The following is a 26,946-nucleotide window of genomic DNA, read 5'->3' on the forward strand; positions in this document are numbered from 1 at the left end:
TTCTGACCGTCTGGCAACCCGCCAGACGGTTATTCCCCTTTAATACTGTCCGCGTATTTGCGCACCAGCCGAAACAGACTCCCCACCTCGTCTTCCTGCCAGTCGCTGAAAATCTGGTTCATCAGCGTCATACGCGCCTGCGCGATTTTCATCGTTAACGCTTTTCCTTGCGCCGAGGTGGATACTTCGGAAACCCGTTTATCCGTCGCGCCTGGCTTTTTCTGCACCAGCGCTTGTGCCTCCAGCCGTTTAACCTGGCGACTGACAGTGGTGTAATCGCGCCCCAGCCTGTCGGCAAGCTCGACCACGCCCAGCGGGCCGTAGCGGTCAATGGTGATGAGCAACGGGAACAAAATTTGATCCAGCGAAACGCCCGCCTCCGACAGCAGGGTATTGTCGCGTTGCGGCTGATTCATCACGCCCATGATATCCAGCAGCGCGCCGTGAAAATCCGTGACATCGTATTTATGTGCATATTGCATATATTTTCCTGGCGAGTATAGTGCTCTAAAAGATATGTGCATTTTACACATATTCCACAACAGGAGAAAGTGTATGAAAGCAGCCGTTGTTTATGATCCGCTCGCTGGGCCGGTTTACGCCGATTTCGCAACACCCCACGCTGAGCCAGGCCAGCACCTCGTTCGCGTTACCGCCTCGGCAATCAGCCATGTGGTGAAAAGCCGGGCCTCCGGTAAGCACTACAGTTTTGACGGCACACTGCCCTTTATCGCCGGGATCGACGGAACGGGCGTCACCGAAGCAGGTCAGCGCGTCTATTTTGCGTTTCCGCCGTCCCCCTGGGGCAGCATGGCGGAGTTTGCCCCAGTCGATATGAATCTCTGTATTCCCTTACCTGAGGGGCTGGACGATGCCACCGCCGCCGCGATGGCGAATCCGGGGATGTCGGCGTGGGCCGCACTGGTGACGCGCGCGCAGTTTAAGCTAGGTGAGACCGTACTCATCAACGGGGCCACGGGCAGTGCCGGGCAGCTTGCGGTGCAAATTGCCCGCTACCGTGGCGCCGGGAAGATCATCGTCACGGGCCGCAATCCGCAGGCACTGTTCCGCCTTAATGCGGATGTGAGCATACTGCTGAATGACGATAACGCGCGCATCGCACAGGCGTTTGCTGAACAGGCGGCCCAGCAGATTGATGTGGTGATCGACTATCTGTGGGGGCAGAGCGCGCTCGCTATTCTCAACGCCCTGGCAAAACATACGCCAGGGCTGACGCCGGTGCGTTTTATTCAGGTCGGCTCACTTTCCGGCGCGGAGATTGTGCTGCCGAGCGCGGTACTGCGCGCCTCTCCAGTCCAGTTAATGGGCAGCGGGATTGGCAGCCTGTCGCTGGCACAGCTCATTCAGGCCACGGGTGAGATGTTTCAGGCGGCGGTTCCCGGTGGATTCTCGATCGCCACCACCAGGGCACGGCTGGAAGATGTCGCTCAGGCGTGGTCACAGGACGACAGTAAAAAACGCACGGTGTTTGTGATGAACTGAAAGGAAAACGGCAGAGCCTCTACGCCTTAAGGGTGAGGACAAAATTGATCGGGTCGAGCTTTTGGGTGGACGACACTTTTCAAATAGGATCGTAAGAGTATGATCCCCATTCTTTTCGGCTCACTGCCGTTTTAAATCCTTCTGAGTTCAGAGGTTTACACATGTCATGGCAACACTTCAAACAGGCTTATCTGATTAAGTTCTGGTCCCCTGTTCCTGCAGTCATCGCTGCGGGTATTCTCTCTACCTACTATTTTGGCATTACCGGCACCTTCTGGGCGGTCACGGGTGAATTTACCCGCTGGGGTGGACAGCTTTTGCAGCTGGCTGGCGTGCATGCCGAAGAGTGGGGTTATTTTAAGCTGATTCATCTGGAGGGCACCCCGCTCACCCGCATCGACGGGATGATGATTATCGGTATGTTCGGCGGCTGTTTTGCGGCGGCGCTGTGGGCCAATAACGTCAAACTGCGTATGCCCCGCAGCCGTATTCGTATTGCGCAGGCCATCGCGGGCGGAATTATCGCCGGGTTTGGCGCGCGTCTGGCGATGGGGTGCAACCTGGCGGCCTTCTTCACGGGTATTCCTCAGTTTTCCCTGCATGCCTGGTTTTTCGCCGTGGCGACCGCCATCGGTTCTTACTTTGGCGCGCGTTTCACGCTGCTACCTATCTTTCGCATTCCGGTCAAAATGACCAAAGTCAGCGCCGCCTCACCGCTCACACAAAAACCGGATCAGGCAAAACGCCGTTTCCGTCTGGGGATGCTGGTCTTTTTCGCGATGATTGCGTGGGCACTGTGTACCGCATTTCATCAGCCAAAACTGGGGCTGGCGATGCTGTTTGGCGTTGGCTTTGGGCTGCTGATTGAACGCGCGCAAATCTGCTTTACCTCGGCGTTCCGTGATATGTGGATCACCGGGCGCACCATGATGGCAAAAGCGATCATTGCCGGGATGGCGGTCAGCGCCATCGGGATTTTCAGCTATGTGCAGCTGGGAGTGGAGCCAAAAATCATGTGGGCCGGCCCGAATGCAGTGATTGGCGGTTTGCTGTTTGGCTTCGGTATTGTGCTGGCGGGCGGATGCGAAACCGGCTGGATGTACCGTGCTGTAGAAGGACAGGTGCACTACTGGTGGGTGGGTCTCGGTAACGTCATCGGCTCGACTATTCTGGCCTATTACTGGGACGATCTCTCGCCTGCACTCGCCACCAGCTGGGATAAGGTCAATCTGCTGAACACCTTTGGTCCGTTGGGCGGGCTACTGGTCACCTACGCCCTGCTGTTGATCGCCTTTTTACTGGTTATCGCCCAGGAGAAACGATTCTTTCGTCGCACCGCGCGTAACACTCAAGCACAGGAGAATGTGGCATGACGCAAATTGTCCCTGATTATCGCCTCGATATGGTTGGCGAACCTTGTCCGTACCCGGCCGTCGCCACCCTCGAAGCCCTGCCGCAACTGAAGAAAGGGGAAATTCTGGAGGTGGTGAGCGATTGTCCTCAGTCGATCAATAACATTCCACTGGATGCCAAAAATCACGGCTATACCGTGTTAGATATTCAGCAGGACGGCCCGACCATTCGCTATTTGATTCAGAAGTAACGCCCCTCTGACAACGTTCCCCAGCGGGAACGTTGTTCCCTGCGCATTGCCGATGAAAAAACAACCAACACGTTGCGTTAGCTCTCATTTTCTTTTTATCGCGAAGAATACTGTATCCACAGTTTCCATGAGGATAATCTGATGAAAAAGTTACTGATATGTTGTCTGTTCGGCAATACCGCCCAGTCGCTTGCCAGGAAAATGCAGCATGCTGCTGATGCGCGCGGAATGAAACTGCTGATAAGCGCCGTCGGGCTGGATAATTTCGCCAGCGTCGCCCCGGCTTTTGACGCCTTTCTAGTCGCGCCGCATATCCAATATAAGCTTGAAGAATTACGGGCAGTGATTGGCGAAGGCCAGCCGATCACGGTTATCGAAAGCTATCCGTTTGCCTCACTGGACGGTGAGAAGGTGCTGGAATTTGTACTTAAGCATATGCCGGAGCTGGTGGCATAGCGTTGATCAATGAAAACTGGCCGCAGTACGACCAGTTTTTTATAAGCGTCGAAGCAATCAGAAACGATAACCCGCCGAGAACATAAACACCCATGGGTCCAGGCGCGTATGGACGCTCTGCTGTTCGCCACCAGCCTTGAAGCGCACGTCGGTGTCGATATCCATATACCAGACGGACATGTTCAGCAGCCAGTCGCGATTGATCAGATAATCCAGCCCGACCTGTCCCGCAGCACCCCAGGAATCTTTCAGACTCAGATCGGAAAGACCGGCCTCTTTACCCGTATCGTTAAACTTCTCGTCGAAGAAAGTGGTGTAGTTCACACCTGCACCGATATACGGACGCACTTTGCTGCTGGCATCACCGAAGTACCACTGCGCCATCAGGGTTGGCGGGAGCTGATGAACCGTTGCAATATTTCCCGTCGGACCGGTGCCGACTTTATGGCGGAATGGCGTTGCCGCCAGAAGTTCAATACCGACATTTTCCGTTGCCATATAGGTGAACGTCAGGCCCAGTTGGGTATTGTTGCTGACGTTAAAGCCGCCCAGACTCCCCAGCACATTATCCGATCCCTCTGTCGGGCGAACCGTTGCCGAACCCGCACGAATAAAGAACTCGCCCGCTTCATGTGCGTACGCACCGCCAGAAATACTGCTTAAGATCAGGGCTGCCACTGCTAACTTTTTCATATCCGCTCCATCGTTGTGGTTTTATTGGCGCGGTGAATATACTCATAAATAAGTAACAAGTGATCTAACTTAGATCACACTTGGTCTGGTAATTTAACATTCATTGATCCAGATTAATTTTTGCCGTGCAAACCGACACGCATATCCTCGTCTCAGGTCAATTTTGCAAAATGACCGAGGCTTTACAAAGATATGCTTTTCCATACAAGTCATGGTGCTGCCACGACAGAGTTATCCAGGGTACAATTGCCCGCTTATTAATACCTGCAATACTCAAGGAGAGTGCATGTCTATCACGGCGAAGTCCGTCTACCGTGACACGGGGAATTTCTTCCGCAATCAGTTCATTACTTTTTTACTGATCGCCTTGCTTTGCGCGTTTATCACGGTGGTGCTTGGCCATGCGTTTTCGCCGAGTGATGATCAAATTGCCACCCTGAGCCAGGGCGATCATCTCGCCGGCAGCGGCGGGTTGTTTGATCTGGTTCAGAATATGACGCCAGAACAGCAGCAGATTTTGCTGCGCGCCTCTGCGGCATCGACCTTCTCGGGGTTGATCGGTAATGCGATTCTGGCGGGCGGTGTCTTGCTGATGGTTCAGCTCATTTCTGCGGGACATCGCGTCAGCGCCCTGCGCGCCATCGGTGCCAGCGCACCTGTACTGCCTAAACTGTTCATCCTGATCTTTTTGACCACCATGCTGGTGCAGATTGGGGTGATGCTGGTGGTCGTGCCGGGTGTATTGCTGGCAATTATCCTCTCGTTCGCCCCGGTGATGCTGGTGCAGGACAAGATGGGAATATTTACAGCCATGCGCAGCAGTGTAAAACTGGCATGGGCAAATATGCGCCTGGTGGCTCCGGCGGTGATCAGCTGGCTGCTGGCCAAAACCCTGCTGCTGCTGTTTGCACCGAACTTTGCGGTATTAACGCCAAACGTCGGTGCGGTGGTTGCAAACACGCTGAGTAACCTGATTTCAGCTGTGTTGCTGGTCTATTTATTCCGCCTGTATATGTTGATTCGCCAATAGTTTCCCTGAAAGCAGATAATGGAATCGAAGAATGAAGCAGTTTCTTGATTTTTTACCGCTGGTCGTGTTTTTCGCGTTTTACAAGCTCTACGATATTTATGCCGGCACAGCCGCGTTGATCGTCGCGACGGCCGTGGTGCTGATTTACAGCTGGGTGCGTTACCGTAAAGTCGAAAAAATGGCGCTGATCACCTTTGTACTGGTGGCGGTGTTTGGGGGATTAACCCTGTTCTTCCATAACGATGAATTTATCAAATGGAAAGTGACGGTCATTTACGCGCTGTTCGCGGGTGCGCTGCTGTTCAGCCAGTGGGTGATGAATAAACCGCTGATTCAGCGCATGCTGGGCAAAGAGATCACCCTTCCTCAGGAAGTGTGGTCGCGCCTGAATATCGCCTGGGCGCTGTTCTTTATCCTCTGCGGGCTGGCGAATATCTACATTGCGTTCTGGCTGCCGCAGAATATCTGGGTCAACTTCAAGGTCTTTGGCCTGACGGCGTTGACGCTGATTTTCACGCTGCTCAGCGGTGTGTATATCTATCGCCATATGCCTCAGGACGATAAGCACTAAAATTGAAGGCCAGGCAGCGTGCTGTCTGGCCTTTTCTCTTCCCGACCGTCTGCTTTTCGTATTTCCCACCAGCTGTAAATCATAGTAGCATCCCGCCTGTCGTCTTCCGTAACGAGCTTAAGAAACAATGACAACAACGAATGACGCCCCTCAGGGCGAACTGGTTTTACGCACACTTGCTATGCCTGCCGACACCAATGCGAACGGTGACATCTTTGGCGGGTGGTTAATGGCCCAGATGGACATGGGTGGAGCGATCCTCGCAAAAGAGATCGCACATGGCCGCGTGGTGACGGTCAGAGTCGACGGGATGACGTTTTTACGTCCGGTCGCAGTGGGTGATGTCGTGTGCTGCTACGCACGCTGCGTCAAACGCGGTAACACGTCGATATCGATCAACATTGAAGTCTGGGTGAAGAAGGTCTCTTCCGAGCCGATTGGCCAGCGCTACAAGGCGACTGAAGCGCTGTTTATCTATGTCGCGGTGGACAATCAGGGCAAACCTCGCCCACTGCCACAGATATAAAAAAAGCCTCCATCTGGAGGCTTTTTTGTTTATTCCATTTGCGCCCCGCCGTTCAGGCGGAAGACGATGTTAACGATAAGTCCATTCCCCGGCTTGCCAGGCTCGTAGCGCCATTTACGCATCGCGGCTTTCACTTCTCGCTCGAACATGTTTGCTGGTTGCGCCGAGAGCACTTCGACGTTATCGACACGGCCATCCGCGGTCACGTCAAACTTCACACGCAGACGCCCCTCAATACGCAGGGCCTGTGCACGCGCAGGATACTGCGGCTGATTACGGCTCATCGCGCGCGGGCCGGAAGGAGCAGACACCACCGGCTTCGTCGTCGTCGGCGAACTATTCATGACCGGTTTCACGGGTGCGGTATTCTGGGTTGACTGTACCGCACGGGGTTCGACCGGACGCTCTTCACGCTTCGGACGCTCCTCGACCTTTTTCACCGGCTTCGGTTTGGGCTTCGGCTTAGGTTTTGGCTCCGGCTTGTGGATCACCACGGGCGCTTCTTTCGGCGGTTCCGGAACAATTTCAGGTTCTGGTTCTGGCTCAGGCTCGACAACCGGCTCCGGCGGAGGCGGAACCACCTGCGGCTCCAGGTCTGCCGGCGACACCATCGTCACAGAAATCGGCTGCGCAGGTGCTGGCATTTCAATAACCTGATGAACCGAAGTGTAGAGCAGCGCCGCCACGACAGCGCCGTGGATCACAACGGACAGTAGCGTCGGCCAGGGAAAGCGGCGAGGTAAATCGAGGGTCATCGAAGTCATAATCGTTACAGTTAAAAAACCAGACCCTGATTTTAAATGCAAATAGCAATCATATTCAATAAGACACTCCATCTTCTCGCGATTTAACTGCGCGCGAGGCCAAAAAAGGCGCATCTTTGTTATGGTTTTAACAAGGTCGTTATCTTTACATTGCAGTCATCGATGCTTTCACATAACGTAATTGACACTTTTTATGGCTAAGGAGCTCCGCCGTGCTTTACGTGATTTACGCTGAAGATGTTGCCGATTCTCTGGAAAAACGACTTTCCGTGCGCCCTGCCCATCTCGCGCGTCTGCAACTGTTACATGACGAAGGAAAATTACTGACCGCCGGCCCGATGCCCGCAGTGGATAGCAACGATCCCGGTGCGGCTGGCTTTAGCGGTTCTACGGTCATTGCGGAGTTTGAATCGCTGGAAGCTGCACAGTCCTGGGCCGAAGCAGACCCGTACGTCGCGGCAGGGGTTTATGAGAAAGTGACCGTCAGACCGTTCAAGAAAGTGTTTTGAGGTAAGGGGGAAGGCTCCCGCAGGCGCTTTTCCTATATCGTCATCACGATTGCATTGATACCAAAAGCCCCGCCAGTGCGGGGCTTTTATTTTTACATGACGCAACAGTGCAGGAAAAAAGTAATACCCATCACCTCATTCACTCCCCGCGCATACTAAAACCGGCTCTTCGGAAGTCTCGATATACTTCGGGATTGGTGAATGCCGGGAACTTAGCTTTCTGGGCTGCGGATTTGAGTGCCTCGCAATAGGCTTTATTGCCGTCGCTGGTCGATATGTTTAACGCCGTGCCATCCTCTGCAAACTGGATGTGCAACCTGCATTGTTTTCCTTTCCAGCGCTGAGGATCAATAAGTTGGTTATTGATGGCATCTCTGATGGCTCGCGCCTGGGCGCCCCACTCATCCTTGTCATCCCAGCGGCCGGAACTGCAATCACCCGTTGCGGTGGTTTTATGGCATCCGGACGGATGTAACGGCGCGCAACCTGAGACCAGGCTTATCAGAATGGCGAGCATAAGAATCTTATTCATGTAAAACCTTTAATATCGTCCTGCCAACCGCTTTCACGTTTGGCGGGACGATGGTTCTCAATGTAATGACGCGAGTCGCGCCGCAAAGCCCACAAACAGCAAACCGATCAAGCCATTTCCCAGCTTCGCCAGTTTCTTTTTGGTTTTCAGGTAGCGGGTGACAAACGCGCCGGAGAAGATCAGGAAACTCATGTACATAAAGCTGATAAGCTCAAGAGTGGTCGCGAGGATCAGGAAAGAGGTCCCGGTGTTTTTCGCGCTGACGTCGATGAACTGCACGAAGAATGAGACGTAGAACAGAATCGCTTTAGGATTGGTCAGGCTCAATACCAGCGAGCGCTTCATGATCATGCTCGCGGGTTCCGTTCCTCCGGCTTGCGCGCTATTTTTATGCGTCATCACTGACCAGAGCATTTTGCCACCCAGCCACAGCAGATAGAGCGCACCGAGATAGCGGACGATGTTGAATAACACCGGTGTGGTTTGGATCAGCGCAGCCACACCTGCCCACGCCAGAAACATCAGTACCGCATCACCGATGAAAACCCCCGTGGCGGCGAGATAACCTTTTTTCACCCCGTGGCCGATGCCAGTTTTTAAAACAAACAACGTATTCGGACCAGGCACCAGCACAATAAAGAAAGCACCCACAACATAAGTCCAGAAATTGAGAACACCAAACTCCGCAAACACCACCCGCTCCTTTTATCAAATAAATGAAAATGCCGCAGCTAAGCGGCATTTCAGGGTTAACTTTCGCTATTGTACGCCGTTATACCCGTCAAGATAAGACGCTGCCAGCTCATTCCCGAACAGCTTCGCATCTTTCTCTTCCATATCAGATGACCACTGATCGCTCTTATTACCCATAAAGCTGTTATTAGTTTTGACGCCTTTCAGCACCTCATCGCGGATACTTTGCGCATACTCATTGGCTTCCACCAGGGTGCGCCCCGCTTTGCGGTCCGTTTTGCCCTGCTCGTAGAGCTCGCGAAACTGCGGCACATTCAGACGATAATTGAGCTGTTGGCTATTGGCGAAATTTCCACCGACAAAATTCGATTGATGAGAAACGAAGTAATAAGCGTGTCTTTCAGGTGCGGTTTTGCTGTTGGCGCATCCGACGAGGACCGTCACGGCCATGAGTGCGGCGAGGTATTTACTGTTCATCCCTTTTTATTTCCCTTTTATATGTTCCACTGCATCATCCAGGCACCGGCAAAATCAACCAGCCCTGAAAATGATGACAATCCCAAACTTTCCCTGAGCGCATCCAGCGCAAAAAGCACAACCAATACCCACAGGAATGGATTCATCTGTTTTTATTCAATGCGTTATGTAGGTGAATTATATCTGAACAACAGGGGGCGAAGGATACTGCGAAAATTGATAGTTATGCGGGAAACATCAGGCACCTGTCACGGTGCCTTCAGGGTACTCAGAGATCGCGAACGGCAAACACCAGTGCATTACGGTGATGGCTAAGTCCACATTTTCTGATGGCGTGGATACGCATATTGCGGCGGGACTGAGCCTCAAGCCAGCGGGCTTTACGACGACTCATTTGTCGCAACATGCGCCAGCGCCCTACTTCCGTTCTGCTGCGCTTCATGTCTACAACTCTTTCCTTAACAGAGACGCCATTATAAACCCCTGCCCACGGTAAACCAGCGCTTTTACCCACCCTTTTTATTTGCCAGATCAATTCTGATGCGTACACTCATAACAATACGCTTTCAAAAGGATTTTTTATTTATGACAACCTTCTACACCGTGGTGAGTTGGCTGGTCATTCTGGGATACTGGCTGCTGATCGCAGGTGTGACACTTCGCATCCTGATGAAACGCCGGGCCGTCCCTTCTGCCATGGCCTGGCTTTTGATCATCTACATCCTGCCGCTGGTAGGAATTATCGCATATCTCTCCTTTGGTGAATTGCATCTGGGTAAGCGCCGCGCCGAGCGCGCGCGCGCCATGTGGCCGTCGACGGCAAAATGGCTGAACGACCTGAAATCCTGCAAACATATTTTCGCCCAGGAGAACAGCAGCGTCGCCTCGTCCCTGTTCAAACTTTGTGAACGTCGTCAGGGAATTGGCGGCGTCAAAGGCAACCAGCTGCAGTTACTCACTACCTCTGACGATGTGATGCAGGCGCTGATCCGCGATATACAGCTCGCCCGACATAATATCGAAATGGTGTTCTATATCTGGCAGCCCGGCGGAATGGCCGACCAGGTGGCGGAATCGCTGATGGCGGCATCGCGCCGGGGTATTCACTGTCGTCTGATGCTCGACTCCGCCGGCAGCGTAGCGTTCTTCCGTAGCCCCTGGGCGACCATGATGCGTAATGCCGGCATTGAAGTTGTCGAAGCGCTGAAGGTAAATCTGCTGCGTGTGTTCCTGCGCCGCATGGATTTACGCCAGCATCGCAAGATGATCATGATCGACAACTATATTGCCTACACCGGCAGCATGAACATGGTCGATCCGCGCTTCTTTAAACAGGACTCTGGCGTGGGTCAGTGGGTCGATTTAATGGCGCGTATGGAAGGCCCGGTTGCCACAGCGATGGGGATTGTTTACTCCTGCGACTGGGAAATCGAAACCGGCAAACGCATTCTGCCGCCACCGCCCGACGCAAACATCATGCCGTTTGAGCAAGAGAGCGGCCATACCATTCACACCATCGCTTCCGGGCCTGGATTTCCTGAGGATTTAATCCACCAGGCGCTGCTCACGGCAGCGTATTCAGCGCGTGAATATCTGATCATGACCACGCCCTACTTTGTCCCGAGCGACGACCTGCTCCATGCGATTTGCACCGCCGCCCAGCGCGGTGTGGATGTCAGCATTATTATGCCGCGTAAAAACGATTCGGTTCTGGTGGGCTGGGCCAGCCGGGCCTTCTTTAGCGAGCTGCTGGCAGCGGGTGTCAAAATTTATCAGTTTGAAGGGGGCTTGCTGCATACCAAGAGTGTGCTGGTCGACGGCGAACTGAGCCTGGTCGGTACGGTGAATCTGGATATGCGCAGCCTGTGGCTCAATTTTGAAATTACACTGGTGATTGATGACGTCGGTTTTGGTGGCGATCTGGCGGCGGTGCAGGACGATTATATCTCCCGCTCGCGCCTGTTGGATGCGCATCTGTGGATGAAACGCCCACTGTGGCAGCGGATCACCGAACGACTGTTTTACTTCTTTAGTCCGTTGCTGTAAAACGTGCCCAACGATGTTTTAACAGGTAATCATCATGGAAATGGATCTGAACAATCGCCTGACTGAAGACGAAACCCTTGAGCAGGCCTACGACATTTTTCTCGAACTGGCGATGGACAATCTCGATCCCGCAGACGTGATCCTCTTCAATCTGCAATTTGAAGAGCGCGGCGGCGCAGAGCTGTTTGACCCGTCCGAAGACTGGGCCGAGCACGTCGATTTCGACCTCAACCCGGACTTCTTCGCCGAAGTGGTGATTGGGCTGGCCGATACTGACGGCGGCGAGATTAACGATATTTTTGCCCGCGTGCTGTTATGCAGGGAAAAAGATCACAAACTGTGCCACATCCTCTGGCGCGAATAACAAAAAGGCTGCGATGGCAGCCTTTTTTATTTAGTCCGGTAGTTCACTCCCACAGCGATTACAAAACCGCGCGCTATGCTCATGGCTCGCCTGCTGGCATCTCGGGCACTTACGCTGCTGCTGACGATTCTGAAAAGCCGCGCTCATGTGAGTGGTAATCAGACCGGTCGGGATAGCAATCACCGAGTAACCAATCAAAATCAGCACTGACGCCACGATCCTGCCGAGCGGCGTGTGGGGGGTAATATCCCCGTAGCCCACGGTCGTAACGGTGACAATCGCCCAGTACACCGACGCATTCAGCGTGGTGAAACCGTAAGTCGGCCCTTCAATCAGATACATCAGCGCGCCGAAAACCACCATCACAATCGCGATAAACGAATAGAACAGGATCAGCTGATGGCGGGCGCTATAAATGGCTTTCCAGAACACGCGCAAAGACGGCATAAAACGCAGCAGTTTCAGGACGCGCAGCACGCGGATGGCGCGCATTGCTCGCCATGCAAAAACATAATTGATGCTGATTTCAGGCCACAGCCACATCACATACAGCGGCAGAATCGTCGCTAAATCAATAATCCCCCAGAAGCTGAACACATATTTCGCCGGATTCGCCCAGCTGAACAGGCGCAGGAAATACTCCAGGGTAAATATCAGGGTGACAAAAAGCTCAAGCCAGACGAACAGATGCCATTCATCAAGCGTAAGGTGATACTGCGTCCCCAGACCGGACTCAATAAAGATGATGAATACGCTGAGAAGCGCAAACAGGCCGCACAATCCTTCGAAGCGACGCCCGGAGCGGGTGTTAGGATCGAATAGCAGGCGATAGGTCTTACGCCGTACAGAAGAAACGGATATCGACACATTAACCTCGCAAAAGAAGAAGGGCTGACATCATGTCAGCCCTTGCGATTATAACGGGTCTACTTTCAGGCAGGAAACTGCATGTCGGAAACTTCCTTCCAGAACAGGCCGGGTTTGCGCACATTCCGGCCCCGCCATTGGGCAACGCGTGCGGAACACGCAGCCAGACGGCGGGTTGATCGGCGAAGGCAGCTCCCCTTCCAGAAGCTGGATCACTTTATTTTTTTCCAGATCCGGGTCGGGCACCGGCACCGCAGACATCAGCGCTTTGGTGTACGGGTGCAGCGGGTTGTGATAGACCTCATCATAGGTGCCCAGCTCCACCGCATGGCCAAGATACATCACCAGCACGCGGTCGGAGATGTGTTTCACCACCGCCAGGTCGTGGGCGATGAAAATCAGCGACAGCCCCATTTCACGCTGCAATTTCTGCAGCAGGTTCACCACCTGCGCCTGAATCGACACGTCCAGTGCTGAAACCGGTTCATCACAGATAATCAGCTTTGGCTCCAGAATCAGCGCACGGGCAATACCGATACGCTGACACTGGCCGCCAGAAAACTCGTGCGGATAGCGGTTGATAAGGTTCGGCAGCAGGCCCACTTTCATCATCATCGCTTTCACGCGATCGCGAACTTCCTGACGCGGCATTTTCGGATGATAGGTGCGAAGCGGCTCAGCAATGATATCGCCGATGTTCATACGCGGGTTCAGGGAGGCCAGTGGATCCTGGAAAATCATCTGGATGTCACTGCGCACCGCGCGCCACTCTTCCTGTTTCATTCCCAGCAGGTCTTTGCCAAGCCAGGCCACTTTACCGTCCGTCGCTTTGACCAGGCCGATAATGGCGCGGGCAAAGGTCGACTTTCCGCAGCCAGACTCGCCGACCACGCCCAGGGTCTCCCCTTCGTAAAGACGCAGGGTGACGCCATCGACGGCTTTCAGGGTTTTCGACGGCTGCCAGAACCACTGCTTGCCGTCTTTGATGTCGAAATGCACTTTTAAGTCAGCGATTTCGAGCAGGACATTTCTTTTTTCGTCAATGGCGTTCATACCAGCTCCTCATGCGGCTTAAAGCAGGCGCGCAGGCGGCCTGGTGCAAACTCTTCCAGCGGGGGGGCGCTGTTGCAGATTTCCATCGCGTACTGGCAGCGAGGCTGGAACGGGCAGCCTTTCGGCAGACGCAGCAGGTTTGGCGGGTTGCCGGGAATGGTCAGCAGGGATTCGCCTTCCGCATCGAGACGCGGAACTGCATTCAGCAGACCGATAGAGTACGGGTGCGCAGGATGATAGAACACATCGCGCGCCCTGCCGTACTCCATGGTACGACCGGCATACATCACCAGCACTTTGTCACAGATGCCGGCCACGACGCCGAGATCGTGGGTAATCATGATGATGGCGGTGTTGAACTCACGCTTCAGTTCGTTCAGCAGGGTCATGATCTGTGCCTGAACGGTCACGTCCAGCGCGGTAGTGGGTTCATCGGCGATCAGCAGTTTTGGCCGGCACAGCAGCGCCATGGCGATCATCACACGCTGGCGCATCCCACCGGAAAACTCGTGCGGGAACATGCGCATGCGTTTCCGCGCTTCTGGCATTTTGACTGCATCCAGCATTCTCACCGACTCGTCGAACGCTTCTGCTTTGTTCATGCCTTTATGCAGCATCAGGACTTCCATCAGCTGCTCGCCCACACGCATGTACGGGTTCAGCGAGGTCATTGGGTCCTGGAAAATCATCGAAATCTGTTCTGCGCGCAGCTTGTTCAGCTCGTGCTCAGGCAGATTCAGAATGTTTTTGCCGTTAAAGGAAGCGGTTCCCCCGATGCGGCCATTCGGTGCCAGCAGCCCCATCAGCGCAAAGGCGGTTTGCGATTTACCGGAGCCGGATTCACCGACGATACCCAGCGTTTCACCGGCCCGCAGATCGAAATTCAGATCGTTGACGGCAGTAACGTCGCCATCCGGGGTTTTAAAGGTGACGCGCAGATCTTTGACATCCAGCAGCACGTTTTGCTGCTTTTGCGCCTGTGGCGCAGCTGCCGTTTCAATAATAGTCATCGCGGCACTCCTTAACGGTCTTTCGGGTCGAGGGCATCACGCAGGCCATCGCCGATAAAGTTGAAACAGAACAGGGTTACCACCAGGAAACCAGCCGGGAACAGCAGCAGCCACGGAGAGACTTCCATGGAGTTTGCGCCATCGCTTAACAATGCGCCCCAGCTGCTCAGCGGCTCCTGGGTACCCAGACCGAGGAAGCTCAGGAAGGATTCAAACAGGATCATGCTGGGTACCAGCAGTGATGCGTACACCACGACCACGCCGAGCACGTTTGGCACGATATGGCGCACCACAATCCCGCTGACGGAGACACCGCCCACCTGTGCTGCTTCGATAAATTCTTTACGCTTCAGGCTCAGGGTCTGGCCGCGCACGATACGCGCCATATCCAGCCAGGAAACCATCCCGATAGCCACGAAGATCAGCAGGATGTTTTGTCCAAAGAAGGTCACCAGCAGAATAACGAAGAACATAAATGGGAAGGAGTTCAGGATCTCCAGCAGACGCATCATCACGGAATCCACTTTGCCGCCGAGGTAGCCGGAAAGCGAGCCGTAAAGTGTGCCGACGATCACCGCTACCAGCGCCGCAGCGATACCGACCATCAGAGAGATACGGCCACCGATCGCCACGCGCACCAGCAGGTCGCGCCCGGAGGAGTCCGTACCAAAGTAGTGGCCGGAAACCATATCCGGTGCACTGGACATCATGCCCCAGTCAGTATCGAAATAGGTGAACTGCGACAGCATCGGGGCCAAGGCCACGAACAGGGCAATACAGATCAACACGACCAGACTGGCGACGGCCGCACGGTTATGCATAAAGCGACGGCGGGCGTCCTGCCACAGGCTGCGCCCTTCGACTTCAAGCTTCTCAGTGAAGTTTTCCAGCGCCTCGCTGTTTTTCTTACTCAACATCATGGCGTGCTCCAGCGCTAGTAGCGAATTTTCGGGTCGATAACGGCATACAGCACATCGACAATGGCGTTAAAGAGAATGGTCAGTGCACCGACCAGGATCGTAAGGCTGAGCACCAGCGAGTAGTCACGGTTCAGGGCGCCATTCACAAACAGCTGACCGATACCCGGCAGGCCGTAAATGGTTTCAATGACCATGGAACCCGTGATGATCCCAACGAACGCAGGGCCCATATAGGAGAGCACAGGTAACAGCGCAGGTTTTAACGCATGACGGAGAATGATGCGGTGCATCGGCAGGCCTTTCGCCCGCGCGGTACGAATAAAGTTGGAGTGGAGCACTTCAATCATCGAACCACGGGTAATACGCGCGATACTGGCGATATAAGCCAGAGACAGCGCCACCATCGGCAGAATCATGAATTTTAGCGCCCCGCCGTTCCAGCCGCCTCCGGGCAGCCATTTGAGCGTGATGGCAAATATCATCACCAGTAATGGTGCCACCACAAAGCTCGGGATAACTACCCCGGTCATGGCGATCCCCATTACCGTGTAGTCCCATCGGGTGTTTTGTTTCAGCGCGGCGATGACGCCTGCGGTGACCCCCAGGACGACGGCCAGAATAAACGCCGCTGCGCCTATCTTAGCCGACACGGGGAAGCTCGATGCGACGAGGTCGTTAACGGAATAGTCTTTATATTTAAAAGAAGGACCAAAATCGCCCTGCGCCAGCTGCTTCAGATAATTGAAGTACTGCGTGGAGATAGGATCGTTTAAATGGTATTTGGCTTCGATGTTCGCCATGACTTCTGGCGGCAGTGCGCGCTCGCTGGTAAACGGACTACCTGGTGCGAGACGCATCATGAAGAATGAAATCGTAATGAGAATAAAAAGCGTCGGTATCGCTTCAAGACAGCGACGTAGGATAAATTTCAACATTGCCCGTACCTTCTGGCGTGTGCCTTTTACACAAGCTCGTTCAGTCGTTCCTGAATGATGCCGTGTATATTGTGCGATGAATTAAGACACGGTGGGGCAAATGACTTTGCCCCACGGTTTGCCATTAATGCTTAATGATGTACAGATCTTTGGTGTAGATGTTATCCATCGGATCTTTGCCGGTATAACCGCCAACCCATGGTTTCACCAGACGTGCGTTTACATAGTAGTAAACCGGTACAATCGCAGAATCCTGACCCAACTGCTGTTCCGCTTTGTCGTACAGTGCAGTACGCTGCGCTTCGTCAGTCACTTTCAGCGTATCTTTCATGATCGCGTCAAAGGCCGGGCTCTTATAGTGCGCGGTGTTCATGGAGCTGTCAGACAGCATGGTGTTCAGGAAGGAAGTCGGTTCGTTGTAGTCCGCACACCAGCCCGCACGCGCCACGTCATAGTTGCCCTGATGACGGGTATCCAGGAAGGTTTTCCACTCCTGGTTCACCAGCTTCACATCCACACCCAGGTTTTTCTTCCAGATGGAGGAAGCCGCGATGGCCAGTTTTTTGTGCAGATCGGAGGTGTTGTACAGCAGGTTAAACGTCAACGGTTTATCAGCAGTGTAGCCAGCTTCAGCCAGCAGTTTTTTCGCTTCTTCGTTACGTTTTTCCTGAGTCCAGGAGAACCACTCTGGTTTGGTCAGTTTCGCACCGTCAGTATATGGCGGGGTGTAGCCGAACGCAGGCAGATCGCCCTGCGCTTTTACTTTGTTCACGATGATGTCGCGATCCAGACCCAGTTTCAGCGCGGTACGTACGCGAGCGTCATTGAATGGCGCTTTCTGGTTGTTGATTTCGTAGTAATAAGTACACAGATACGGGTCAACGTGAACTTCGGTCGGGATCTCTTTTTTCAGTTTCTGGAACAGTTCGATCGGCAGGTTGTTATAGGTCATGTCGATCTCACCGCTGCGGTAGCGGTTTACGTCGGTGACTTCAGACGAGATCGGCAAATAGGTAATCTGATCGACGATGGTTTTCGCGTTATCCCAGTAGTTGGTATTACGCTCCATCACGATACGCTCGTTAACCACCCAGTCTTTCAGCTTGTACGCACCGTTGGTCACGATGTTCGCTGGCTGAGTCCATTTCTCACCGAATTTTTCGATAGCGGCTTTGTTGACCGGTGACATGGCCGGGTTAACCAGCAGTTTGTAGAAATACGGAACAGGTTCGCTCAGGGTCACTTCCAGCGTGTGGTCATCAACCGCTTTTACGCCCAGCTCAGAAGGTTTCTTTTTGCCGTCGATGATTTCATCAACGTTCAGGATGTGACCGTACTGCGGATAGCTGGCGTACGGGGATGCGGTGTTTGGATCCACCAGACGCTGCCAGCTGTATACGAAATCTTGTGCGGTGACAGGTTCACCGTTGGACCATTTTGCGTCTTTACGCAGGTGGAATGTCCAGACTTTAAAGTCTTTATTATCCCAGGATTCAGCCACGCCCGGGATCGGGTGACCGTCTTTGGTGGAGGTAATCAGCAGGCCTTCAAACAGGTCGCGGCTGATGTTAGCTTCAGGAACGCCTTCAATTTTGTTCGGATCCAGTGACTGTGGCTCGGCGCCATTGTTGCGGATCATGGTTTGCTTTTCTGACAGTGTGACACCTGCAGGTACATCAGCAGCCATTGCCATATTACCTGCGATTAGCGCAGTGAAAATTCCTGCGGCAATCAGACTTTTTTTTGTGATGATGGACATTGTGTTGATACTCCACTCATTATAATTACTGGTTTTAATGCCAGCCTGTTTATTTCCCCTAAGGGGTCCTGAACAACGCAGGAGTTTAGCTGCTGTCAGGTCGTTTACTTCTTGCTATCACCGACTGTACTTATTACTGGTGGCTCGTTTGGCCGCCTTGCGTCGATTCTTAACACGCCTCCCCTGTTTTGAGGCGTGTGATGTCTTGTTGAGATGAGCGTTATATTTGAAAATCATTCTCATCTGGAAGAGTGCGTTGGCAAAATATAAGGCCGGAAAGTACCAAATGGCTTAATTTCGCGCCAATACATTTTGCAAATTTGTTAAGCAATTCTCTTTTACGGGGAGTCCCGTTTTTCTGGGGGGCGTCCTGCCACACATCAAAGGTAAAGAAACTACCAAATATTCAATGTGATAGAGAGTTTCCTCTCGCCCACCGCTGTGCTGTGGTCACCTCGGTGGGTTTTGTACAAAAAATTAACAACTGATTATTATTTAGCACATTCGTCTAGGGGAATGTTGAAATTACTAATATCATTTCAGTTATCGCACAGCAAGCCCCAGAGTATCGTGTGAGTAAAATAACAGAGTGTTTGCGCGGTTTATGTTCAGGTCGAGTGACAGGATAAAACTAAGTTACTGAAATGTAAGAAAACAGATTTATTAGCAGAATTTATTATGTCTTGTGAAGTTTTCAACTTTATTTATATGATTTGCTGATAATCACGAAAAAAAACGGAGCCACTGGCTCCGCTCTTTCAAATGAAAACGTTAATTTAGTAACCCAGGGAAAATACTTTTTAGCCCGGTCACAATAAATTCGATCCCAAGCGCCATCAGCAACAGGCCCATAATACGGGTAATAACGTTAATGCCGGTCTGCCCCAGCAAACGCACCAGCCAGGGTGCAATTCGGAAAACGCCCCAGCAGCAGAGGGCAAACAGCGCAATCGCCACCGAAAAGCCAACCAGATGCACCCAGTTGTGGTAGCGGGTTCCCCAGACGATGGTCGAGCTGATTGCCCCCGGTCCGGCCATCAACGGCAACGCCAGCGGCACAACGCCAATACTTTCGCGCACCGCCGTTTCTGATTTTTCCTGCTTGTTCTGTTTATCCTCACCCAGCTTGCCGCTGATCATCGACATGGCGATAGTCACCACCAGGATGCCGCCTGCGATTCGGAAGGAGTCGATGGAGATGCCAAAGATTTGCAGAATCGAATCACCGAGGAAAAGCGACGTGAGCAAAATGATGGCCACCGACAGGTTTGCCGTCAAATTGGTCTTATTTCTGGCAACCGCCGTCTGATAACTGGTCATGCTAATGAAGACAGGAATGATCCCGACCGGGTTCACCAGCGCGAACAACCCGATAAAAAACTTAAAATAGGTAGAAAAATCAAAGAGCAATGGGGTCACAGTTAGCTCCGTAAATCAGCATGGCCCAGGCGACAGAATAAAGGGATAAAAACCGCGCTGAAGATACGCTTTTTATCAGCATACTTCACCAGAAATCTGCGCCAAAACGCTATGATTTTCATGTGTTATGTATTTGTGTAAGCAAGGATAGTTTTGATTCCATTACTTTTGTAATTATTTAACACTTGATATGATTGTGCGAAATACCCGTGCTGAAAGGTATCAGCTTCGGTGTAAATTGATTTAGATCATGTTTTTCGTACTCAGAAGTGAGTAATCTGGTTGACACCAAAAGGGAGAGAAAGAAACAAAAAGGGATGATGCTAAAGTCAGGCTCTTTTAGTAAGTTAGTGCAAAGCGTTAACAGTAAACGAGACTAAACCTTTGTTTTACTGTGTGTTAAGCAAGTACTGGCACCTCGTCTATAATGTTGTCGTATCGAGCGCTGGTTTACTAAAAGAGTTTAAACATTATCAGGAGAGCATTATGGCTGTTACTAATATCGCTGAACTGAACGCACTCGTCGAGCGCGTCAAAAAAGCCCAGCGTGAATATGCCAATTTCACCCAAGAACAGGTTGATAAAATCTTCCGCGCCGCCGCACTGGCTGCTGCAGATGCTCGAATCCCTCTCGCTAAAATGGCCGTTGCCGAATCCGGTATGGGTATCGTAGAAGATAAAGTGATCAAAAACCACTTTGCTTCTGAGTATATCTACAACGCCTATAAAGATGAGAAAACCTGTGGCGTGCTGGCTGAAGACCACACCTTCGGTACCATCACCATTGCAGAACCTATCGGTATCATTTGCGGTATCGTTCCAACAACTAACCCGACTTCTACCGCGATCTTCAAATCTCTGATCAGCCTGAAGACGCGTAACGCCATCATCTTCTCCCCACACCCACGTGCTAAAGATGCGACTAACAAAGCCGCTGACATCGTACTGCAGGCAGCCATCGCTGCGGGTGCACCAAAAGATCTGATCGGCTGGATTGACCAACCTTCTGTTGAACTGTCAAACGCACTGATGCATCACCCGGACATTAACCTGATCCTGGCGACCGGTGGCCCAGGCATGGTTAAAGCAGCATACAGCTCTGGTAAACCAGCAATCGGCGTAGGCGCAGGTAACACCCCTGTTGTTATCGACGAAACGGCTGATATCAAACGTGCTGTCGCGTCTGTCCTGATGTCCAAAACCTTCGATAACGGCGTTATCTGTGCTTCTGAGCAGTCCGTTGTTGTGGTTGATTCCGTTTATGATGCAGTCCGCGAGCGCTTCGCAAGCCACGGCGGCTACCTGCTGCAGGGCAAAGAGCTGAAAGCGGTTCAGGACATCATCCTGAAAAATGGCGCACTGAACGCCGCCATCGTTGGTCAGCCAGCATACAAAATCGCTGAACTCGCAGGTTTCACTGTACCCGCTACCACTAAGATCCTGATCGGTGAAGTGAAAGTGGTTGATGAAAGCGAACCTTTCGCACACGAAAAACTGTCCCCTACTCTGGCGATGTACCGTGCGAAAGACTTCGAAGACGCTGTGGTCAAAGCAGAGAAACTGGTGGCAATGGGCGGTATCGGTCATACCTCTTGTCTGTACACTGACCAGGACAACCAGCCAGAACGCGTGAAATTCTTCGGCGACAAAATGAAGACCGCACGTATTCTGATTAACACCCCGGCTTCTCAGGGTGGTATCGGTGACCTATACAACTTCAAACTCGCGCCTTCCCTGACTCTGGGTTGTGGTTCATGGGGTGGTAACTCCATCTCTGAAAACGTTGGTCCTAAGCACCTGATCAACAAGAAAACCGTTGCTAAGCGAGCTGAAAACATGTTGTGGCATAAACTTCCGAAATCTATCTACTTCCGCCGTGGCTCTCTGCCAATCGCGCTGGATGAAGTGATTACTGATGGCCACAAACGTGCGCTCATCGTGACTGACCGTTTCCTGTTCAACAACGGCTATGCAGACCAGATCACCTCTGTTTTGAAAGCGGCTGGCGTTGAGACTGAAGTCTTCTTCGAAGTAGAAGCTGACCCAACCCTCACCGTTGTTCGTAAAGGTGCGGAACTGGCGAACTCCTTCAAACCGGACGTGATCATCGCGCTCGGTGGCGGTTCCCCAATGGACGCCGCGAAAATCATGTGGGTTATGTACGAACACCCAGAAACGCACTTCGAAGAGCTGGCGCTGCGCTTTATGGATATCCGTAAACGTATCTACAAGTTCCCGAAAATGGGCGTGAAAGCGAAAATGATCGCCGTCACCACCACTTCTGGTACCGGTTCTGAAGTGACTCCGTTTGCGGTTGTAACCGACGACGCAACTGGCCAGAAATACCCGCTGGCTGACTACGCGCTGACTCCAGATATGGCTATCGTTGATGCCAACCTGGTGATGGATATGCCGAAATCACTGTGTGCATTCGGTGGTCTGGATGCAGTAACTCACGCCCTGGAAGCTTACGTTTCTGTACTGGCATCTGAGTTCTCTGACGGTCAGGCACTGCAGGCTCTGAAACTGCTGAAAGAAAACCTGCCAGCGTCTTACAACGAAGGGTCTAAAAACCCGGTTGCTCGTGAGCGTGTGCACAATGCCGCGACTATCGCAGGTATCGCGTTTGCTAACGCCTTCCTGGGTGTATGTCACTCCATGGCGCACAAGCTGGGCTCTCAGTTCCACATTCCTCACGGTCTGGCGAACGCCCTGCTGATTTCCAACGTGATCCGCTATAACGCGAATGACAACCCAACCAAGCAGACTGCATTCAGCCAGTACGACCGCCCAATGGCTCGTCGTCGCTACGCTGAAATCGCAGACCACCTGGGTCTGAGCGCTCCTGGTGACCGTACCGCTGCGAAGATCGAGAAACTGCTGGCATGGCTGGACAGCATCAAAGCTGAACTGGGTATTCCTAAGTCAATCCGTGAAGCGGGCGTTCAGGAAGCTGACTTCCTGGCACACGTTGACAAGCTGTCTGAAGATGCCTTCGATGACCAGTGTACTGGTGCGAACCCGCGCTACCCACTGATCTCCGAGCTGAAACAGATTCTGCTGGATACCTACTACGGCCGTGAGTTCCACGAAGACAACGCTGTTGCAGTGAAAACTGAAGCACCTGTTGTTCTTAAAGCTGACAAGAAAGTGAAGAAAAACGCTTAATTGCTTAGCCCAATAAAAAACCCGCCTCGGCGGGTTTTTTTATGTCTGTTGATTACTCTACAAACAAAGGGGAATAAGCTGTTATCGGAGAGAATTTTCCTGAATTGCCGTCAGTGAGCCGACAACCAGCGCTTCTTTATAATGCTTGCGGCATACCGAGATATAACGCTCGTTGCCACCAATCACCACCTGCTCCCCTTCTGCGTACGGTTTCCCTTCCTGATCAAGACGAAGCACCATACTGGCTTTACGGCCACAGAAACAGATAGTTTTCAGTTCCACCAGCTTATCTGACCACGCCAGTAAATACTGGCTGCCAATAAACAGCTCTCCACGGAAGTCGGTGCGTAAACCGTAGCAAAGCACGGGAATATCCAGCTGATCGACCACTTCAGATAACGCATGAACTTGCTCGCGGGTCAGGAACTGGCTCTCGTCCACCAGAACGCAATGTACCGGCTTCTGCGCGTGTTCTGTGCCGATATCTTTTAGCAGGTCAGTCTCTTTATTAAACAGCGTTGCAGGCGACGACAGGCCGATACGCGAGCTCACCTTTCCGGCACCAAAGCGATCGTCAATCTCGGCGGTGTAGACGATAGCGCGCATACCCCTTTCTTGATAGTTATAAGCCGACTGTAGGAGCGCCGTGGACTTCCCTGCATTCATTGCGGAATAGTAAAAATAAAGTTGTGCCATTGGTCGTTAAACCCTAATCAATGTGTAATATTCCCGATGGTTGATTGTACCCTATTTTTCCCCCTTTCTCAGCGACGCTACGCACAGACTCAGCCTGAGAAGTAAAGTCAGGTTCCGGACGAAATGAGAAAATAGCATGTTAAAACAGGTAGTAATCTCACCTGGACGTCATAAACCCTGACATTTCAACTTAAGCAAATCCTGATTTTTATAGTGGATTCAGCCGGCTTTAAAATTCAGTATTTATTAACTATCGGTGCGGTTAAACGGCATTATGGGAGTAATACAAAAGGTTGATATTTATCCGGGGTAACTATAAGCGGTTAGAGATTTGTCACAAAACTAAACACTCTGGCCATCAGTTTATCCCATTAGCAGGGATATCAAATCCGTCTTTGGCGTAATGAAATTTAAGTTAGCGTCATTAATAATAGCGCCAGATATTAACTCTTTTTTGAATTCCTTACATTCCGACCTATTGCACATCTGAAATTATCACTCTATTATTAGGACAACAAACCAACCCAATATAAGTTTGAGATTACTACAATGAGCGAAGCACTTAAAATTCTGAACAACATCCGTACTCTTCGTGCGCAGGCAAGAGAATGCACCCTCGAAACGCTGGAAGAAATGCTGGAAAAATTAGAAGTTGTTGTAAACGAACGTCGTGAAGAAGAAAGCGCTGCTGCTGCTGAAATCGAAGAACGCACTCGTAAACTGCAGCAATATCGCGAAATGCTGATTGCAGATGGTATCGATCCAAACGAATTACTGAACAGCATGGCTGCTGCTAAGACCGGTACTAAAGCTAAACGCGCTGCTCGCCCGGCTAAATATAGCTACGTTGACGAGAACGGCGAAACTAAAACCTGGACTGGCCAGGGCCGTACCCCAGCAGTAATCAAGAAAGCCATGGATGAGCAAGGCAAACAACTGGACGATTTCCTGATCAAGGATTAATCACCCCGCCTTCAGAAAAATCCCGTTTATACGGGATTTTTTATGCCTGTAATTTACCTCCGAGATATCTTCTTACACCCCGTCATATAGCCACATCTATTAGTGCCAACTTCCTTACATACCCTCGGTGCCGGTATCAGGCATAAAAAAACCGGTGGAGTAAGACTCACACCGGTTTCGACCATCACGGGGGGCAGATTAGTTTTTAATACCCATGGTTTCTTTCAGCCAGGCTTTAAATTCTTCGCCCAGTGAGTTATGGCGAATACCATATTCAACGAAAGCCTGCATATAACCGAGTTTATTACCGCAGTCATGGCTCTTGCCTTTCATGTGGTAGGCTTCAACGGTCTCTTTTTCGATCAACATATCAATGCCATCGGTCAGCTGGATTTCGTCGCCAGCGCCCGGAGGGGTTTTCGCCAGCAGCGGCCAGATCTCTGCGCTCAGCACATAGCGACCAACAACCGCGAGGTTAGACGGCGCCACATCGGCTTTTGGCTTCTCAACCACACCGACCATTGGCACGCTCTCACCCGGCTTCAGATCAACGCCTTTGCAGTCCACAACGCCATACGCAGTCACGTCTTCAACAGGTTCAACCATGATCTGGCTGCTGCCGGTTTCGTCAAAGCGACGAATCATATCAGCGAGGTTGTCCTGAGAGAGGTCTGATTCGAACTCATCGAGAATCACGTCTGGCAGAATAACCGCGACCGGCTCATCACCGACAACCGGATGTGCGCACAGCACCGCGTGTCCCAGGCCCTTAGCCAGCCCCTGACGCACCTGCATGATGGTAACGTGAGGTGGGCAGATTGACTGAACTTCTTCCAGCAGCTGACGTTTAACGCGTTTTTCCAGCATGGCTTCAAGTTCAAAACTGGTATCGAAATGGTTTTCGATAGAGTTTTTGGACGAATGGGTCACCAGCACAATTTCTGTAATACCGGCAGCAATACATTCATTGACGACATACTGGATTAATGGCTTATCGACCAAAGGCAGCATTTCTTTCGGAATTGCCTTTGTGGCCGGTAGCATCCTGGTTCCCAATCCCGCTACCGGGATAACGGCCTTTGTAACTTTCGAATTTAGGGCAGCCATTGAAATCTCCTGAACTGTTCAAGTTTTGAACTTTATGCATTGAATAACGCGACAAGTATATCAGTCTCGTTCAGTAAACCGGGTCTGAAAAGGGCACGTTACCCATCAATTAGGATAAATACGTATCAAACTGGCAGTGATAGTAGCACTGCCGTTAAAACGAAGGTAAAGCTATCTGACGAATAAAATTCAACTGCTTATTCCGTGGACAACATTAAGCGTAAACGCCCACCTGCTCCCCAAATTTGACACTGCCAGGACGCGCAGCGGTGACTTATTTGATTAAGATAAGTCGTACCCAGCGTACCTAAAGGAACACCATTGCTGACCTGAATATGATGCTCACCGGTATTCAGCGTGGCGTTTAGACCCGCAGAGACCAGAATGAGGTTTTTTAATTCGCTATGGTAATAACCGACTAACAGCGGAAACTGTCCCGGCAAATTGGCCTGACGGAAAAGATGGTTCACCTGTTTCAGCAATGCCCCTAATTCAGGAAGTCGTTGCCCCTGATGGGAGAGCTGTTCTTGTAACAAACCGTTAAATAATGCCCGCAATAATAATGCCGCTAATACCCCGTTATCACCCGCTCTCGTCACATCGAGGCAATAAAATGCCAGGTCAACATCCGATAACGGTGCAATATCAAGCACCAGGCCATGCTGATCTGCGGCAACAAGTTGTCGATAGTTAATTCTGCAATGCGATATATTCTGCTGAACCGGTGGCTGAAGTTCTTGTAAAAGCTTAGCAGCAGCATGGGGATTACTGACCAGCGCGTCCCAGTCCTGGAAAAGGCGCTCTTCTTCCTCGACGCGGGAATTAAACATATTCGGATAGAGGCAGGCGAAAACTGTTTCCCGCAGACGGTTCAAATCTTTAACCGGCTTCAGGAGCACATCCTGCACGCCGAGACGCAGCGCTTTGGCTATATCGGCCATATTTTCGGTCGCGGAGATCACAAGGATAGGCGTCTGGTCACCTTCATTGCGCAGATGCTCCACCAGTTTAAGCCCGTTCATGCGCGGCATCGCGATATCACAAATCATCAGATCGGGCTTGGCTGACGCCATTTTTTCCAGCGCATCCACCCCATCAACGGCCAGTATGGTCGTTGCGCCCAGCGAACTTAACCACGAATCCATCAGCGAACGGAAAACGGGCTCGTCTTCGACTATCAGAATCTGTTTTCCTGCCAATGGCTGTGTCATGGTCTCTCCTCTGGCAGACGATAAATCAATAGTGGCATGCTATTGGTACTACCGCCTGTCAGATTTTGCTG

30 protein-coding genes and 1 pseudogene are annotated in these 26,946 nt (G+C 51.9%); 13 read left to right on the forward strand and 18 right to left on the reverse strand.

Going from position 1 to position 26,946, the window contains the following annotated elements; all coding sequences use genetic code 11:
* Positions 1-29: 29 nt before the first annotated feature.
* The gene (locus ABIE11_RS03895; RefSeq protein ID WP_100779959.1) at positions 30-482 is read right to left on the reverse strand and encodes a MarR family winged helix-turn-helix transcriptional regulator; all 453 of its coding nucleotides are present in this window, start codon (positions 480-482) and stop codon (positions 30-32) included.
* Between the two features lie 73 nt (positions 483-555).
* On the opposite strand from ABIE11_RS03895, the gene ABIE11_RS03900 reads away from it, so the two are divergent.
* The 4 genes from ABIE11_RS03900 (at position 556) to ABIE11_RS03915 (ending at position 3,562) form a co-directional block, all read left to right on the forward strand.
* Positions 556-1,503 (forward strand): quinone oxidoreductase family protein, encoded by a 948-nt coding sequence (locus ABIE11_RS03900; protein ID WP_429184015.1) that lies wholly within the window; start codon positions 556-558, stop codon positions 1,501-1,503.
* Positions 1,504-1,664: 161 nt separating this feature from the next.
* A complete protein-coding gene (gene yedE / locus ABIE11_RS03905) occupies positions 1,665-2,876 on the forward strand; it encodes a selenium metabolism membrane protein YedE/FdhT (protein WP_429184016.1) in 1,212 nt (403 codons plus the stop codon).
* Positions 2,873-3,106, forward strand: coding sequence for a sulfurtransferase-like selenium metabolism protein YedF (gene yedF / locus ABIE11_RS03910; RefSeq protein ID WP_100779956.1), 234 nt, complete (start codon positions 2,873-2,875; stop codon positions 3,104-3,106). Before yedE ends, yedF begins: the two co-directional genes overlap by 4 nt.
* A gap of 141 nt (positions 3,107-3,247) precedes the next feature.
* Entirely contained in the window at positions 3,248-3,562 is a 315-nt protein-coding gene (locus ABIE11_RS03915) for a PTS sugar transporter subunit IIB (protein WP_107703440.1), read from the forward strand.
* A 57-nt stretch (positions 3,563-3,619) separates the two neighbouring features.
* Here the strand turns inward: ABIE11_RS03915 and ompW are convergent, their stop codons facing one another.
* The gene (gene ompW, locus ABIE11_RS03920) at positions 3,620-4,255 is read right to left on the reverse strand and encodes an outer membrane protein OmpW (protein WP_429184017.1); all 636 of its coding nucleotides are present in this window, start codon (positions 4,253-4,255) and stop codon (positions 3,620-3,622) included.
* Between the two features lie 174 nt (positions 4,256-4,429).
* On the opposite strand from ompW, the pseudogene ABIE11_RS03925 reads away from it, so the two are divergent.
* The 4 genes and pseudogenes from ABIE11_RS03925 to yciA form a co-directional block, all read left to right on the forward strand.
* Positions 4,430-4,516: pseudogene (locus ABIE11_RS03925) on the forward strand (YkgJ family cysteine cluster protein); the annotation flags it as partial.
* Positions 4,517-4,541: 25 nt separating this feature from the next.
* The gene (locus ABIE11_RS03930) at positions 4,542-5,285 is read left to right on the forward strand and encodes a YciC family protein (RefSeq protein WP_100779953.1); all 744 of its coding nucleotides are present in this window, start codon (positions 4,542-4,544) and stop codon (positions 5,283-5,285) included.
* Positions 5,286-5,316: 31 nt separating this feature from the next.
* Positions 5,317-5,856 carry a septation protein A gene (locus ABIE11_RS03935; RefSeq protein ID WP_100779952.1) on the forward strand — a complete coding sequence of 180 codons (540 nt, stop codon included), beginning with the start codon at positions 5,317-5,319 and terminating at the stop codon, positions 5,854-5,856.
* A gap of 127 nt (positions 5,857-5,983) precedes the next feature.
* Complete coding sequence (gene yciA / locus ABIE11_RS03940; RefSeq protein WP_312068961.1) at positions 5,984-6,382, forward strand: acyl-CoA thioester hydrolase YciA; 399 nt, start codon at positions 5,984-5,986, stop codon at positions 6,380-6,382.
* Positions 6,383-6,411: 29 nt separating this feature from the next.
* Here yciA and tonB read toward each other — a convergent pair whose 3' ends face one another.
* On the reverse strand, positions 6,412-7,137 hold the full coding sequence (gene tonB / locus ABIE11_RS03945) for a TonB system transport protein TonB (RefSeq protein ID WP_429184266.1): 726 nt from the start codon (positions 7,135-7,137) through the stop codon (positions 6,412-6,414).
* Positions 7,138-7,358: 221 nt separating this feature from the next.
* On the opposite strand from tonB, the gene ABIE11_RS03950 reads away from it, so the two are divergent.
* A complete protein-coding gene (locus ABIE11_RS03950; protein ID WP_100779949.1) occupies positions 7,359-7,655 on the forward strand; it encodes a YciI family protein in 297 nt (98 codons plus the stop codon).
* Between the two features lie 139 nt (positions 7,656-7,794).
* Here the strand turns inward: ABIE11_RS03950 and ABIE11_RS03955 are convergent, their stop codons facing one another.
* The 5 genes from ABIE11_RS03955 to ABIE11_RS03975 form a co-directional block, all read right to left on the reverse strand.
* On the reverse strand, positions 7,795-8,187 hold the full coding sequence (locus tag ABIE11_RS03955) for a cell envelope integrity TolA C-terminal domain-containing protein (RefSeq protein WP_429184018.1): 393 nt from the start codon (positions 8,185-8,187) through the stop codon (positions 7,795-7,797).
* A 57-nt stretch (positions 8,188-8,244) separates the two neighbouring features.
* Positions 8,245-8,880, reverse strand: a complete 636-nt coding sequence (gene leuE / locus ABIE11_RS03960) for a leucine efflux protein LeuE (protein ID WP_100779948.1) — start codon at positions 8,878-8,880, stop codon at positions 8,245-8,247.
* A 66-nt stretch (positions 8,881-8,946) separates the two neighbouring features.
* The gene (locus tag ABIE11_RS03965) at positions 8,947-9,357 is read right to left on the reverse strand and encodes an Exc2 family lipoprotein (RefSeq protein ID WP_429184019.1); all 411 of its coding nucleotides are present in this window, start codon (positions 9,355-9,357) and stop codon (positions 8,947-8,949) included.
* Between the two features lie 17 nt (positions 9,358-9,374).
* Positions 9,375-9,503 (reverse strand): KPN_01571 family protein, encoded by a 129-nt coding sequence (locus ABIE11_RS03970; protein WP_429184020.1) that lies wholly within the window; start codon positions 9,501-9,503, stop codon positions 9,375-9,377.
* A gap of 122 nt (positions 9,504-9,625) precedes the next feature.
* Positions 9,626-9,799 (reverse strand): YciY family protein, encoded by a 174-nt coding sequence (locus ABIE11_RS03975; RefSeq protein WP_087892605.1) that lies wholly within the window; start codon positions 9,797-9,799, stop codon positions 9,626-9,628.
* A 143-nt stretch (positions 9,800-9,942) separates the two neighbouring features.
* Here ABIE11_RS03975 and cls point away from each other — a divergent pair, with 143 nt between their 5' ends.
* Together cls and ABIE11_RS03985 are read left to right on the forward strand one after the other, a co-directional pair.
* A complete protein-coding gene (gene cls / locus ABIE11_RS03980) occupies positions 9,943-11,403 on the forward strand; it encodes a cardiolipin synthase (protein WP_100779946.1) in 1,461 nt (486 codons plus the stop codon).
* A 34-nt stretch (positions 11,404-11,437) separates the two neighbouring features.
* Positions 11,438-11,767, forward strand: coding sequence for an HI1450 family dsDNA-mimic protein (locus ABIE11_RS03985; protein ID WP_100779945.1), 330 nt, complete (start codon positions 11,438-11,440; stop codon positions 11,765-11,767).
* A gap of 30 nt (positions 11,768-11,797) precedes the next feature.
* Here the strand turns inward: ABIE11_RS03985 and ABIE11_RS03990 are convergent, their stop codons facing one another.
* From ABIE11_RS03990 to ABIE11_RS04020, 7 genes are all read right to left on the reverse strand, one after another.
* Entirely contained in the window at positions 11,798-12,634 is an 837-nt protein-coding gene (locus ABIE11_RS03990; RefSeq protein WP_123427706.1) for an ion transporter, read from the reverse strand.
* 48 nt (positions 12,635-12,682) lie between these two features.
* Entirely contained in the window at positions 12,683-13,687 is a 1,005-nt protein-coding gene (oppF, locus tag ABIE11_RS03995; protein WP_100779943.1) for a murein tripeptide/oligopeptide ABC transporter ATP binding protein OppF, read from the reverse strand.
* Positions 13,684-14,697 (reverse strand): ABC transporter ATP-binding protein, encoded by a 1,014-nt coding sequence (locus ABIE11_RS04000; RefSeq protein ID WP_429184021.1) that lies wholly within the window; start codon positions 14,695-14,697, stop codon positions 13,684-13,686. Before ABIE11_RS04000 ends, oppF begins: the two co-directional genes overlap by 4 nt.
* An 11-nt stretch (positions 14,698-14,708) precedes the next feature.
* Positions 14,709-15,617, reverse strand: a complete 909-nt coding sequence (oppC, locus tag ABIE11_RS04005; protein WP_102103881.1) for an oligopeptide ABC transporter permease OppC — start codon at positions 15,615-15,617, stop codon at positions 14,709-14,711.
* Positions 15,618-15,631: 14 nt separating this feature from the next.
* On the reverse strand, positions 15,632-16,552 hold the full coding sequence (gene oppB / locus ABIE11_RS04010; RefSeq protein WP_429184022.1) for an oligopeptide ABC transporter permease OppB: 921 nt from the start codon (positions 16,550-16,552) through the stop codon (positions 15,632-15,634).
* 124 nt (positions 16,553-16,676) lie between these two features.
* Positions 16,677-18,311 (reverse strand): oligopeptide ABC transporter substrate-binding protein OppA, encoded by a 1,635-nt coding sequence (oppA, locus tag ABIE11_RS04015; protein WP_102103882.1) that lies wholly within the window; start codon positions 18,309-18,311, stop codon positions 16,677-16,679.
* Positions 18,312-19,082: 771 nt separating this feature from the next.
* Positions 19,083-19,730 (reverse strand): YchE family NAAT transporter, encoded by a 648-nt coding sequence (locus ABIE11_RS04020; RefSeq protein ID WP_100779937.1) that lies wholly within the window; start codon positions 19,728-19,730, stop codon positions 19,083-19,085.
* 486 nt (positions 19,731-20,216) lie between these two features.
* On the opposite strand from ABIE11_RS04020, the gene adhE reads away from it, so the two are divergent.
* Positions 20,217-22,898, forward strand: coding sequence for a bifunctional acetaldehyde-CoA/alcohol dehydrogenase (gene adhE, locus ABIE11_RS04025; RefSeq protein ID WP_100779936.1), 2,682 nt, complete (start codon positions 20,217-20,219; stop codon positions 22,896-22,898).
* An 81-nt stretch (positions 22,899-22,979) separates the two neighbouring features.
* Here adhE and tdk read toward each other — a convergent pair whose 3' ends face one another.
* Positions 22,980-23,594, reverse strand: coding sequence for a thymidine kinase (gene tdk, locus ABIE11_RS04030; RefSeq protein WP_429184023.1), 615 nt, complete (start codon positions 23,592-23,594; stop codon positions 22,980-22,982).
* 549 nt (positions 23,595-24,143) lie between these two features.
* Here tdk and hns point away from each other — a divergent pair.
* Positions 24,144-24,557 (forward strand): histone-like nucleoid-structuring protein H-NS, encoded by a 414-nt coding sequence (gene hns, locus ABIE11_RS04035; RefSeq protein ID WP_008502781.1) that lies wholly within the window; start codon positions 24,144-24,146, stop codon positions 24,555-24,557.
* A 198-nt stretch (positions 24,558-24,755) separates the two neighbouring features.
* Here the strand turns inward: hns and galU are convergent, their stop codons facing one another.
* Complete coding sequence (galU, locus tag ABIE11_RS04040) at positions 24,756-25,664, reverse strand: UTP--glucose-1-phosphate uridylyltransferase GalU (protein ID WP_100779934.1); 909 nt, start codon at positions 25,662-25,664, stop codon at positions 24,756-24,758.
* Between the two features lie 197 nt (positions 25,665-25,861).
* Positions 25,862-26,875 carry a two-component system response regulator RssB gene (gene rssB, locus ABIE11_RS04045; protein WP_102103885.1) on the reverse strand — a complete coding sequence of 338 codons (1,014 nt, stop codon included), beginning with the start codon at positions 26,873-26,875 and terminating at the stop codon, positions 25,862-25,864.
* Positions 26,876-26,946: the final 71 nt, after the last annotated feature.

The sequence above is a fragment of the Lelliottia sp. 489 genome (assembly GCF_050435885.1).
In the GTDB taxonomy this organism is placed as follows: Bacteria; Pseudomonadota; Gammaproteobacteria; order Enterobacterales; family Enterobacteriaceae; genus Enterobacter; species Enterobacter nimipressuralis.